This is a genomic window from Bacillus sp. FJAT-25509 (genome assembly GCF_001420605.1).
In the GTDB taxonomy this organism is placed as follows: Bacteria; Bacillota; Bacilli; order Bacillales; family Bacillaceae_G; genus Gottfriedia.
Map to the genome: position 1 here is coordinate 37,500 of NZ_LJIZ01000030.1, position 13,399 is coordinate 50,898.

The 13,399-nt window shown below is 35.7% G+C and carries 11 protein-coding genes; 1 reads left to right on the top strand and 10 read right to left on the bottom strand.

Translation table 11 applies throughout. The features are described from left to right. Positions 1 to 4: 4 nt before the first annotated feature. The 9 genes from AN960_RS18565 to AN960_RS18605 form a co-directional block, all read right to left on the bottom strand. Complete coding sequence (locus AN960_RS18565) at positions 5 to 1,306, bottom strand: aromatic ring-hydroxylating oxygenase subunit alpha (protein ID WP_056474625.1); 1,302 nt, start codon at positions 1,304 to 1,306, stop codon at positions 5 to 7. Between the two features lie 31 nt (positions 1,307 to 1,337). Further along, on the bottom strand, positions 1,338 to 2,120 hold the full coding sequence (gene nadX / locus AN960_RS18570; protein ID WP_056474628.1) for an aspartate dehydrogenase: 783 nt from the start codon (positions 2,118 to 2,120) through the stop codon (positions 1,338 to 1,340). 15 nt (positions 2,121 to 2,135) lie between these two features. Further along, the gene (locus tag AN960_RS18575; RefSeq protein WP_056474631.1) at positions 2,136 to 3,581 is read right to left on the bottom strand and encodes an aldehyde dehydrogenase family protein; all 1,446 of its coding nucleotides are present in this window, start codon (positions 3,579 to 3,581) and stop codon (positions 2,136 to 2,138) included. A gap of 12 nt (positions 3,582 to 3,593) precedes the next feature. Next, a complete protein-coding gene (locus tag AN960_RS18580; protein WP_056474634.1) occupies positions 3,594 to 5,282 on the bottom strand; it encodes a thiamine pyrophosphate-binding protein in 1,689 nt (562 codons plus the stop codon). A gap of 31 nt (positions 5,283 to 5,313) precedes the next feature. Further along, positions 5,314 to 6,105 carry an SDR family oxidoreductase gene (locus AN960_RS18585; RefSeq protein ID WP_056474635.1) on the bottom strand — a complete coding sequence of 264 codons (792 nt, stop codon included), beginning with the start codon at positions 6,103 to 6,105 and terminating at the stop codon, positions 5,314 to 5,316. A 64-nt stretch (positions 6,106 to 6,169) separates the two neighbouring features. Then, entirely contained in the window at positions 6,170 to 7,090 is a 921-nt protein-coding gene (locus tag AN960_RS18590) for a VOC family protein (protein WP_082459586.1), read from the bottom strand. 101 nt (positions 7,091 to 7,191) lie between these two features. Then, complete coding sequence (locus AN960_RS18595; RefSeq protein ID WP_056474639.1) at positions 7,192 to 7,725, bottom strand: cupin domain-containing protein; 534 nt, start codon at positions 7,723 to 7,725, stop codon at positions 7,192 to 7,194. A 266-nt stretch (positions 7,726 to 7,991) separates the two neighbouring features. Further along, a complete protein-coding gene (locus tag AN960_RS18600; RefSeq protein WP_056474642.1) occupies positions 7,992 to 8,795 on the bottom strand; it encodes an IclR family transcriptional regulator in 804 nt (267 codons plus the stop codon). Positions 8,796 to 8,828: 33 nt separating this feature from the next. Further along, positions 8,829 to 9,635 carry an alpha/beta fold hydrolase gene (locus tag AN960_RS18605; RefSeq protein ID WP_056474645.1) on the bottom strand — a complete coding sequence of 269 codons (807 nt, stop codon included), beginning with the start codon at positions 9,633 to 9,635 and terminating at the stop codon, positions 8,829 to 8,831. Positions 9,636 to 10,079: 444 nt separating this feature from the next. On the opposite strand from AN960_RS18605, the gene AN960_RS18610 reads away from it, so the two are divergent. After that, the gene (locus tag AN960_RS18610; protein WP_056474648.1) at positions 10,080 to 11,375 is read left to right on the top strand and encodes an MFS transporter; all 1,296 of its coding nucleotides are present in this window, start codon (positions 10,080 to 10,082) and stop codon (positions 11,373 to 11,375) included. A gap of 490 nt (positions 11,376 to 11,865) precedes the next feature. On the opposite strand, the gene AN960_RS18615 is transcribed toward AN960_RS18610, so the two are convergent. Beyond that, positions 11,866 to 13,140, bottom strand: coding sequence for an efflux RND transporter periplasmic adaptor subunit (locus tag AN960_RS18615; protein WP_056474652.1), 1,275 nt, complete (start codon positions 13,138 to 13,140; stop codon positions 11,866 to 11,868). Between the last annotated feature and the right edge of the window lie 259 nt (positions 13,141 to 13,399).

A 13,399-nucleotide genomic window follows, 5' to 3' on the forward strand; every position in this document is an offset into this window, starting at 1 on the left:
ATTGTTACTTTGTCATTAATTCAAGCCAGTATTGATAAAAATTGCGCTGACTCGCTTCTGTAAATTTATCATCATAAGCTACCCCAGGTCCGATAAAATCGACAGGGTCACGATGTAGTCCCATTGTGTAGTTATAAGTTAAATTCTTTTGAAATGGCATTGGGCCTTGAGCTGCTTCCGTTATGTCTGTGAACACTTCAGTATCATCCTGTTCAAAAATACCAGATGGACTAAACGTTAAGATAAAGGAATCTCTTGATCGATTCTTCCATTCCTGAGAAGCATTCTTTTCTACTAGCATCCATGCAATTACTTCCATTTTATTGTGACTAATTGGTCTCCACATTCTAATTGAAGTATTCGAAATTAATTCGCCCTTAATTTTTGTGTGAGATATTAAAAATGACATATTCGGAAAAGCATTTCCAATCATATTTTTTAAGTTTGATAGAACTTCATATTGTTCTTCTGACAAGTTACTTTTATACTCATCTTTCAATTCTTCAGGGAAAGCAAAGTCTGGGTTTGGAGTTCCAAGGTTTAATCCGTGTCCGTTTTCAGTGTGAATTTGAAAACCGCGCTTCGAATATGTTGCGTTTGGGACCATGCCTAATTTTGCAATTGAACCGTGAGTAACCATCGTATGGTATGAATCACCTACGAAATTATCAGAACCGACCTTCCAGTTTGATTTAACAATAAAACGTTGCGGAGCTCCAATTACTTCCATCTCAGCACGCCCTACTACGATATCTAAATACCACTTAAAATCGCCGAGAAACTCTTCAAGAGGCTCTGCATTTTCGTTCCAATTTCCGAATAAAAGTCCTTTATATGATTCTAGCTTCACTTGGTGAAGACCCATTTTTGCCCGGTCAAGTCTCTCACCATAAATATCTTTTTGAAGCGGTACTCCAACAAGTTCACCAGTATTTTTAAAGTTAAATCCGTGATATGGACATGTAAATAAAGTCTTGTTTCCTTTATCAGCACGGCACAGCTTCATGCCACGATGTGTACACATATTGTAAAATGCATTGATTTCTCCCATACTTTCGCGCGAGATAATGATTGAATATCCTGCAAGCTCACGAGTCATAAAATCCCCTGGACTTGGAATTTCAGATTCATGTCCAAGAAAAACCCATGTTTTTAAAAATACTTTTTCATGTTCTAATTCGTAAACGGATTTATCTCCTAGAAGATATGCAGGAATGACTCCTTCATCTGGTTTAACGGTTTCGTTTAAGTAATTTACTAGTTGCTCTTTTGATAATTCATCTAAAGTTTTTTCTGTTTTAATCATGCACAGCACTCTCCTTTCATATTTTGACTCTCTACCCAACTTGTACATATTTATCTTTGTTTTGTAACTTTGCCAAAACGCTTAACGCCGCTAAATAACTTGTTTTAGGATTATTTGGCATTGGATCATTTTCAATCTCAAGTTTAAGTTTTCCGAACTCACCAGATGCTTCAATCAAATGACTATTTTTTATCGCAATTGGATCAGCAATAATTTTCACTTTCGTATTGTTAGCACCAAGTCCAGCTAAGGATAATACTATTGCCACATTAATATTTCTTGGATATAACTTAATTGCTTCAGCCGCAGAGCCTTCAAACAAAATTGTTTCTTTTTCTAATACTTCTTTCGATAATGCTCCAGGTGGTTTTCTAGTTGTAATTGAAACAGTTTCTAGACCATTCACAGCTTTTGCTGACTTTAAAATATCCAATCCACCGATTGCTCCTGAAGGTAAGAAAATATTTACACCATTTCTTGTACAAACTTTTCGAATCTCTTCTTCAAAAGCGGAATCAGCCATGACCCCAATACTGCTTAACAATAAGTCTTTTCCACCTTCAAGAACTTTTATAGCGTACTCCCTTGCAGCTTCAACTGTTGCAGCTTCAATGACTAAATCTATATCAGAAAGAAGCAACGCCTCTACATTTTGATAAGCTTCTGTTTCAAATTCTTTAGCAAATTGAGCGCCGGATTCTTCGGAACGTGTATAAATTGAAACAATCTTCCCACCTGGTAACATTCCATCTTTATTAATTGCTTGAAGAAGAAATTGACCAATATTCCCACAGCCAATTAGACCTAGTTTCATGTTTATTCACCATCCTTAATTTGCAAATCCGTATGAATCTGCAAAGAATTCCAATCCACAATGTCTCGTTTCCCTTGAAACACCACTCTCTTTTAACCCTGGGAAATCCAATGCTAAATCACTAAAGATGGTATGGTTATTATGAAAAACTGCACCTGCTTCTAATCGATCTGCCATTTCAACTGCTAATTCCTCGTTTTCAGTCCAAACAGAGGCCCTTAAGCCAAATTCACTATCATTTGCTAGTTTGATAACTTCGTCAATAGTTGAAAAAGGTAGAATAGGAATTACTGGTCCAAATTGTTCTACACGAACGATCTCACTTTGCTGGTCAACACCTGTTACGATTGTTGGTAAAATGTAGTATCCTTGATCCCACATTTCAGGATTCAGTTGAATTCCAGCTGTTATCACATTTGCACCTGCTTTTTCCGTACGCTCGATCAATCCATTAACATAGTCATACTGAGCTTTATTATTTAATGGGCCCATTGTTACATCAGGTTGAATACCATCACCTACAACAATACGCTCAAATTCTTTCTTTAGTTTTTTTACTAATTCAACATATCTAGATTCATGTACATATACGCGCTTAATAGCCGAACATACTTGGCCAGCCGCTTTTAAAATACTCATTCTTAATCGTTTAATAGCTTCTTCATCTAAGTTTGCATCCTCTAAAATAATCGCCGGGTCATTCCCACCAAGCTCCATATATACTTTTTGAAGATTACCAGAAGACTTTTTCATAATATCTTTACCTGTTTGTGTACTTCCGACAAAAGCAATTGTACGAACTCGTGAATCGGAACAAAGCTTGTCACCAATCATTTTTCCTGAACCTGTTACAATATTAATTACACCAGGTGGAAAATGTTCAGCCACTACTTTTAAACAAGCCATAATAGTAAGTGGACAATTTGTCGCAGGTTTTACGACAACAGTATTCCCTGCTAAAACAGCAGGAATCACTCGCTTAAATGTTAAAATCATAGGCGAATTCCAAGGAGTAATTACTGCAGTAACCCCTCTGGCTCTTCTTCTTACTTGAACTTTTTGATTTCCAGGAAGTAATTCTGGATTCCACCATTTAAGTAGTTCATCTGCTCCACCATTCATTACTTCAACACAGCGTAATAAGTCTTTTTTAGCTTCTACTAGCGTTTTGCCATTTTCACGAACAAATAATGAAACATGTTCTTCAATGATTTTAGAAAGTTCCTGCGCTGCTGCCTTCATTCTTTCTACACGATCCTGAATCTCACTTTGCGACCAAAGTTTATATGCATTCGCTGCTGCATTAATTGCTTCGTTTACAATTTCCTCAGTACATAATGCAACTTTGCCGATTACTTCCGACTTATTTGCAGGATTAATAATATTTGATATTTCATTACTTTCTTTCCATTCACCATTTATGAGATATCTTCCTGATACAACTGGATATGTCGAAATCATATTGAATCTCCTTTATAATTTTTTGGGCTTAAAGCTTTCAGCTGCTCCTGGAGGTCCACCAAAAGGTTTTGCCATCGGTCCAACTGCTTCCATATCTACAACGATCATTGTTGGCTTTCTTCTTTCAGATGCCTTCTTTAGTTCATTAACAAATTCGTCTCCTGAGCCGATACGTGCTGCTTCAAAATGCATTGACTCAGCTAGTTTTACAAAATCAGGACTTAATAAATTCACTGCTACTTGGCGACCGTATGCCGCTTCTTGAATATTACGAAGAACCCCATAGCCTGAATCATCAAATAACACAACAATAATAGGAAGATTTTCTTCAGCTGCGGTCACCATTTCCCCAACATTAACCATAAACCCACCGTCTCCAGCCATTAATACGACCGTTTGATGAGGGCAACCCAATTGAGCTCCTATAGCTGTTGGAAGACCCTGACCGATCCCGCCACCGGATGCGTGAATAGATGTTCTCGGTTCATAAATGTCGAATATTCTACTACCCCAGACATTTGCTTGTACTGTCACATCTCGAACTAAAATCGTATCTCTTGGTAAATTCTCTCTCATTCCATCTACAAATTGTTCAAACGGACCAAGTGTTTTACGAAGTTGTCCTCGCACTTCATTTCTTAATGAACGTACTTCTTCTATATAAGAAGGTAAAACCGAAATAGACTTTTCATCGATTTTATTTATTAGAGCTGATAAAATATCTTTTGCATCTCCGACTAACCCAACTGTTGCTTTATAATTACGATTAATTGCATTAAAATCTGCATCAATCGAAATATGTTCTTCTGGAACAGGGACTTTCCAGTTAGAAGTTTCATTTCCTCTGAAGCGTACACCTACACTAATCAGTAAATCTGCATTTCTCAAAAACTCTTTCGTCGACTCATTGGCTGCAAAATGCCCTATACATTGCTCATGATTTTCTGGTATCGAACCCTTTCCAGATTGACTAGTAATGACAGCAGCTCCAAGAATTTCTGCTAAATTTGTTAACTCCTTTGAGGCATTTGCAGAAATAACACCGCCACCAGCCCAAATAACTGGACGATGTGCTTCTAAAATTTTTGATATTGCGATTTCTGGTATAACGGCAGTAATTTGCGGTTTAAAAACATCTACCTGTACTTTATCGATTGAAACGTCCTCGATAATTGCTGATTGAAAATCGATCGGAATTTCTAAACTAACTGGTCCTGTTGGAGCAGTTAATGCTTCTTCAATTGCTTTTCTTACTACACCAGCTGTTTGTTCTGGTCTTCTAAGTCTTACAGCATTTTTACAAGCACCGCTCATCATTGAAAGCTGGTCTTTGCATTCATGTATGTACCCTTTACCTGTACCAAGATAAGGTGATGCTACTTCTCCAGTCAGATGAAGTAGTGGAACTCCAGCTGCCCATGCTTCTACTAATGAACCAGCAGCGTTTCCAGCTCCTGTTCCTGTACTAGTAATAACAACACCTAATTTTCCCGTCGCACGTGCATAGCCATCTGCCATATTTACTGCTCCACTTTCGCCACGTGAACAGATTAGCTTTATACTTCCATCCCTTAAAATCGCGTCATAGATGGGCATATTGTGAATACTTACGATTCCAAAAGCGACTTCTACGCCTGCTTGAACTAACTCTTTTACGACGGCATCCGCAGTAGTAAATACGATCTCTTCTTGATTTTTCATCTTAGTATCCTACCTTTGTCTAATGATTTATTTAAAGTGCTTTACCGATTGCACCTGCAGTTTCAATTGTAGAACCGGCTACATAACTCGCTTTGTCTGAAGCAAGAAAAACAATAACACTAGCAACTTCTTCCGCTTCACCTACTCGACCTAGTGGAATATTTCTTTTTATCGCAAGATCTCTATAATATTCTTCGGGATCCATATCAGGAGCATTTTTCAATCTTCTTCGTTCCCATTGATCTGTCCGAATTAATCCAAGACTTACTGAATTTACTAAAATATTGTCGGATGCTAATTCTTGAGACAACGTTTTACTTAAATTTAAAAGTCCTGCACGTGTCGCTGCTGTTGCTACCATATGACGCTCAGGCTCTTTTGCTAAAGTTGCATTTATATTAATAATTCGGCCTCCTCCACTTTTTACTAAATAAGGATGAGCTGCACGAACTGCATAAATAATTGCGAAATACTTTAATTGGATTTGTTCCTGCCACTGTTCATCTGTAATATCGAAAAAATGCCCCATAACGCTTTGACCAGCTGCATTCACTAACGTATCAATCCCACCAAACTTTTCTGCTGTTTGTTGAATAAACGAGTTAACTTCCTCTTTTGATGTAACATCACAGGTAGATGCAAATAGATCTTCGCTTTTGCCATATGAGAGTAAATGATTTAATGCATTATCTGCACGCTCTTTGCTTCTTCCGCAAATTGCTACTTTAGCGCCTTCACCTAAAAATAATTCAGCCGTCTTCAGGCCAACACCAGAGGTGCCACCCATAATTACTGCTACTTTTCCTTTTAACCCAAGATCCATCCCGTCACCCCTTATTAAAGCTTTCATGTTTCTTGATACTTAAAGCTTTTTTTATTTAAAATTTTTAAAGTACTTTAACCGTTGTATCTACCCAGCCAGTATCAGGCTCTCCGCCCATAGCTTTACGAGCTTCTGGTTTTGGTGGACCAGCAATTCCCCATTGATCCATTAGATGTGGTACACGTTTCCAAACTCGCGCTCTCCATTCAGCCTCATCTTCAATTGTTTCAAGATAACAGGTGTATTCCATGACAAATCCACCGAGATCTTGAAAATAACAAAAGATATTATTACCAGGACCATGTCGACCTGGACCCCATAACTCACTTAATCCCGCTTTCCTTACATTACTAATGCCTCGCATCAATTCATCCACTGAATCAACCTCGTAAGCAATATGATTAACTGAAGAGTGTGCATCTTGGTTAAATGCAATCGAGTGATGTTTTCGATTACACCTTAAGAAGGACATTTTGTGCTCACTCCAATCTGTCACTTTGAATCCAAGCACATCTGTATAAAACTCCACGATCATATCTAAATCTTTTGTGTTCATTACTACATGGTTTAATTTCACTGGATCAACGTTTTTATTAGTCCAAATCGATGTTTGAACCTCTACCCAAGCAGAAAGTTCAATTACACGGTTTTCTGGATCAACAAATCGAAGTCCATATCCTCCACCAGCTTCATCCAAATAACCTGGCTCTTCAACAATATGTACACCTTTTGAGTGTAAGATTTCTGCTGCACGATCTACTGCATTTTTATCGACCATTCCAAATGCAATATGATGCAAACCGCATTTATCGCCTTTTCGAAGGCTTAGTATATGATGCTCTGGTCCTGCCCCTCTAAAATATGCAATATTGTCATCCGAAACATTTACACGATCTAAACCCCAAACTTTTTCGTAAAAGTTCACTTGTTCCTCAAAGTTTGGTGTGATCAAACTTATATGTCTTAAATGAGTAATTCCTAGCACCAACAATCCCTCCCAATCCATCTATATAAAGCGCTTTCTTTTTAACTCTATTGAAAAAGGCAGCTACAATTTAATCAAAATGTAGCTGACCCTTTTTTAAATTAACCTTTGATGATTGCTTCTCTTTCTTTAGCACGTTGTTTACGAAGTTCTTCAAGCGCGCTACCTTCTGGATAGGTTGGAAGGTTTGGTTTCACTGCGCCAAGCATAACTAACATTCGTGCTTCAGTATCTCCATCATTTCTAATGCCTCGATGAACGCCAGGAGGAGAGCTGATACAATCTCTAGCTTTTAATTTAATTTCATGTACTTTGTCTTTACCAACTTCTTGAATTAAAGCAGTTACTTCTCCCTCAAGAATGAAAAATACTTCTTCTACATCATCGTGGAGATGTAAAGGTCCAATACAACCAGGAGGTAGAACCATTGTACTTAATGTAAAATGTTCTGCTGTAATTACATTTGAATCATTATTCGCTGTCGCACCGCGTCCAATATAACGCATTTGAGCACGCTTATATCTAGGATCAATTTCCTCTTGAAACTTTAAAACATTCCAATCTAGCGTACGGTCTTCTAAGCGAGCCACGTATTTTTTTTCAAATTCTGTAACTGAAAAAGTTTCATTTGTCATTTTTAAAATCCTCCCTGTATTGTTGTTCTTTTTAAACAAAATGTTTTGTATCGAACACTTTTCGTGTTTTATATACAAAACATTGTTTTATCTATAAAATAATTCTAGGATGAATTATTCTTTGTGTCAACATTGTTTTTAGAAAATTTTGATATGTCATAAAAGTTAAATATAAAAAATTACTGTATTTCCAAGGTTTATAACTTGTTTTTTTTGAAAAAAAATATGGATTCCCTTAGTTTGGGAACCCATATTTTTAACTTGAACTATTTTACCTGAGTTGAAACTCTGCCATTGAAGCCCATATAGTTTGATAGCAAAACAGAGACATCTAGAAGTTTAGGCAATGCAACTTTATTCATGAAATCTTCTTGATAAGATAATTCAGTCGCTACGATATTCAGTGCCGCCAATACCTTTCCTGTTCTACCGTAAATAGGTGCAGCAATCGAATGAATACCTTGATGAAATTCTCCGCTAGTCATAGAGTATCCATTTTGACGTATTTTTTCTAATTGATCCATAAACTCTCCAGGCGTCGTTAACGTTTTATCTGTATAAGGTGTTAAATTTGTAACTTGGAACAGTTGCATAAGACTTTCCTTTGGCTCGTATGCAAGAAGTAGCTTTCCATTTGCAGTTGCATGAGCTGGTAGTCTTAACCCAATATTGACATTGACTGCTGATACCCCTCTAACCGGAGCACTCCCTACATAAACTACTTCATGTCCATCTAAAATTGACAAATGACAAGAAGCACCTATTTCATCACGTAATGATTCCATATAAGGTTGTGCAATTTCAGGTATTTTCAAGCTATTTATATAACTAAAACCTAATTCAAGAACCTTTGGGGTTAACGAATATTGTTTCGTATTTTCATCCTGTGTTAAGTATCCAATCGACTGCAGTGTATAAAGTAATCGATAAGGTACTGTCCTGCTTACCCCTAACTTTTTTGCAATCTCAGAAAGTGACAAACTAGGATGTTCCTCATTAAAAAGCTTAATAATTTCTAACCCTCTAACTAAAGAATTGGCGCTATATTTTTCTTTTTCTACATTATCCATCGAGCAAACCTCTCCTAATACATAGATTCAATTCTATTTTTGACTTATCGTTTGTTTCTTTAAAAAGTTTAACACGGATTGATTAAATATTTTAGGATCTTCTTGATAGCATAAATGCCCTGTATTTGGAACGATAACAAATTCTGAATTTGGAATTAACTCGTGAAATATTTGTGATTCACTTATTGGCGTCACTTGATCTAACTCTCCGCACATGACAAGTGTTGGAACAGATATTGAAGACAGAATCTCCATTTGGTTTAAGTTTGATAAAGAGTAGGAAACAGAACGGTAACCAGATAGACGTACTTGTGACATTATACGTTCAGCCTCTTTTATAACCTCAGCCGATGCATTTGGCGCAAGTAATGCTTTAACTCTTTTTCTGGCTAGTTCACTCGGATGTAAATTTTCAATGGAGTTTAATCTGTTTTGAAGTTTTTTCTCGTTTTCTTCTCTACTTAATCCAGCTGCTCCACGTGTTGCATCTGAAATAATTAACGCATCAACCATATACGGAAAACGGTTTGTAAAATCAATTGCAATTGCCGATCCCATTGAATGCCCTAGTAAATAGATTGAATCTAGCCCTAGACTATCCAAAAACTCTTTAAGAACATTAGCAAACTCGGAAAATTCACGGAACTCCTCTTGTAAATCGGAACTCCCACCATAACCTGGAGCATCCCAAACAATTACTCTATACTGTTCCTTCAATTCACTTAATTGATGCTTCCATGACTGAGAATTATTTCCTAAGCCATGTAAAATTACAAGGGCTTGTCCTTCACCTGATTCTTGATAATGAATCGATAATCCTTTTAAATGACTAATTGGCATCCGCATTACCTCCACTTTATTTTCTATATTCAAAACCTAAAACACAATGTTTTATATAAAAAACATGTTTTTTTTAACTTGAATTATAGATTTGTCAGAATTTATTGTCAATAACTCTAATTTTTCAATGAATAGATAAATGATTGATTATGCTATTGAAACATAAAAACTGGAAAATATTTCAGTAAAATCACAATTGACAAACTTTTCTAATTATTTTATCTTTAAAAGAGTTTCATTATCAAAATATGAAACAGTGTTTTATATTTAAAACTTTTACTCTTATATTGAAAGGAGTGGATCGTTCAAGTTGAGCCAAAATTAAAACCTGAAGTATCAACACAGATTATTTGAACTTCAAATCTATTAGGTAAACGTAGTTTCTGCTTTTTCCTTCCAAATTTTAAACGCAATTACTTGATTTAAAAAGGAGAGAGAATTTTAATGCTACATAGACAAAAAAGATGGATTTTTATTGCTTTACCAATATTTTTCTTTTGGTTCTTTGGTCAAATTGATAAAGTTGGCATTTCTGTTATACAAACAGATCCAGGGTTTTTGAAGGCACTCGGAATGACTGGTGTTGACAAAAATGCAAAAATTGGTCTTCTTTCATTTGTTTTTACGATTGCATATGGAATTTCGAATCTATTTTGGGGATTCATTATTGATAAATTTGGTGCGAGAAAAACAGCTATAGCTGGATTATTTGTTTGGTCTCTTACTATGTTTTCATCTGGTCTCTCTACTACATATGAAGCATTTATTATAAGTCGAATTATTCTTGGATTTGGAGAAGGGATGATGATTCCTGTTTCGGGGAAGTTTATTTCTGCTTGGTTCAACAAACGAGAGCTAGGGCGAGCTCAAGCTTCATGGCTTACAGGTAACTATTTAGGACCAGCAATTGGGGCAGTCATATTAGTACTTGTTATTTCATCACTTCATTGGCAATCAGCTTTCTTTCTTCTCGCTGGATTTAACTTTTTAATTAATATTCCTATGTTTATTTTTCTTACAAGGAATACACCTGATGAACACCCATGGGTTAGTAAAGAAGAGTTGGATCTAATTCATCGTCCAGTAGATTCAATAGAACATCAAGTAAGTAGTTCCAATGGGAATAAAAATTTTATTCAAGATTATCGTTTTTGGATTGTATGGTTTGGTATGCTAGTCTGTTCTTTCCTTTTCTTTGGAATAAGCATTTGGCTGCCAACATACTTGATCGAGGCAAAAGGTTTTGATCGTGAAGGTATGACAAGCATTACTTCTTTATCGTGGTTATTTGCACTTGGATTTGTTCTCGCGTGTGGTTTTCTTGCCGATAAAACAAGACGCCCAAGCTTAATGGCATCAATTTTATTTTCACTGACTGCTATATTTTTAACAACGGCAGTTCTTGTTCCAAATCCAGTATTAGCAGGGATTTGCATGGGACTTGCTATGGGATGTCAAGGTGGTGTCTTCCATCTTAGTAATATGTTCTTAGTAAAATATTCAACACAAGAGACGGCAGGCCGTGCAGCAGGCTTAATCGGATTTACAAACTTAATGGGTGGATTTTCTAGCTATATTATGGGCTGGTTACGTGATTCATCAGGAGGCAATTTCACGACTTCAATTATAATGTTAATTATTACGGCTCTCTTAGGTTTGATTGCTTATTTATTTTCTATTAAAGAAGAAGCAACCGAACTACGTGCTGTTCCCCTACCTCCACAAAAAATTAATGCTTAATCAATTTAATTTTTGAAAACGCTTTTATAAAAGAAGAGGCATCCCTAAAGTATCATTTAAAATGGATAGCCCCTTTTTTATAACGTCGAATCGCATTAAGTACAAAAGAGTTGTAAAAAAACAATGAACTGCAATTAAATCTATGAAAACCGCAATTAAAACTAATAATTACCTATACCAGTTAGGGTATTATGACATTAAAATTGTTCAATAGTAGATACCTTGAAATGGAAAACTAGCAAATAGATTTTAACTCTTACTAAATCGAAAAAAACTCTACTTAATCTCTTTTAAAAGGTCAATTTTCTCATCTCAAATGAAAAGTTCTGTTGAGATACTCTACTACTTTGACTTAATACTTTTTCACATTAAAAAAAGGCGTCTCGTGTCAGTTAATCTGACTTTTTGAGACGCCTTTTTTACCTTTGTTTCTAAACTAATAGACGATTACTATAGTAGAATGAATTCGCTACAGTAATCGTCTATTCTATTACTTATTTAAATCAATTTTAGTTCCAGGGCGGACAGTCCAGGAAGGATTTTTTCCTACTTTATCCCCTTCCTTTACTCCTTTAAGAATAGCAACATATTTCCCTTGTTTTTGACCTGTTTTTACATGTTGCTTATAAATAGTGCCTTTTTTAAGTACATACACATATTTTGATTTTCCTGATCCTTTAATGCTCGTCGCAGGTATTGCTAACAAATCCTTTGATTGTACTATTACTTCCAGATTTGTTTCGTAGCCAGGATATAGGTTCTCTTGTGAATCTAGCGTTGCTCTAAAAGTGTAATGTGGTATAGCTTCTTTTTTGGCATTCTTATCTTGATTTGTGGATGGATCGTTCGTTGGGTAATTGCTTACCTCTGAAATACTTCCTTTCCAGCTCTTATCGGCAACAACCTTTGAACTGACTTTAATTGCTTGGCCAGGCTCAACTTTTGCTTTCTCTTCTTCTGTTAGCTTTCCTTCAATTTGAAATGGTTCGTTTGAAGCAATTTGCATAATTGAGATTTGCTGTTTATCTGTTGCTTTATAACCTTGACCGATACTTTTGTTCAAGTTAAGTACTACTCCATCATTATTACTGTTAACAGTTAATGATTCTTGTTGTGCTTTCAACTTTTCCGCTTCAAGTGTATTTTGTTCTACTTTTAGCTGTGCAGCATTAAGCTCTTCTTTTGCAGTATTAAGTTCAGCTTGTAGCGATTGAATCTCTGGTGTATTTGTTGAGTTTGTTGAGTTTGTTGTATTCGTTGCATTTTTATCTGTATTATTTGCATCAGTTGTATTAGATTGTGACGCTGAAATAGCATTTTGAATGTCTTTCTCTAATGATGCAATTTGGTCGTTTTTCTGCGTAACAGTCGTTTCTGCTAGCTTCTTATTTGCTTCTGCTTGTCCTAGTTCAGCTGCTATAGTTGTATCTTCATAAGAAAAAAGTTTTTGCCCTTTAGTGACAATGTCTCCTTCTTTAACAAAAATCTCATTTATAGAACCTTTAGTTGGATTTACGTAAATTGTTTCAGTATGACTTTGTACTACACGACCTGACACAGTTTCAGTTTTCGTAAAACTTTTTACCGTTGGACTGATAAACTGTAATGTTTTAGATTTACTTTTTTTAACTTCGATCACCGCTACGCTAAGAACCACAGAAACGAATAAAAGAACAATGATCCCCATTAAAATAAATTTTTTCTGGCGTGGCGTTATTACTTTTGGTTGTTCTTTTTCTTCGTCAATTCTTTTCGCCGTTTCCATAAAACTCTTGCCCCTTCCTTATCTTGCCAAAAACTTAATACGACTTCTCCTATATCTATTGTCTATTGTTTTAAAAAGCGTTTCAAGGAGATTTTTTAGAAAATCATAAATATTTGCTATGTTTTTTTTAATATGTTTTTTATTTGTCTATTTGAGTTGGGTATTAGGTTAATTTCGGCAGATTTATATTATTTCAGAATATTCTAATTTTAATTCTAAAAAAATAATTTTATCGTTTATGTTTTAATTTTCATCAGAA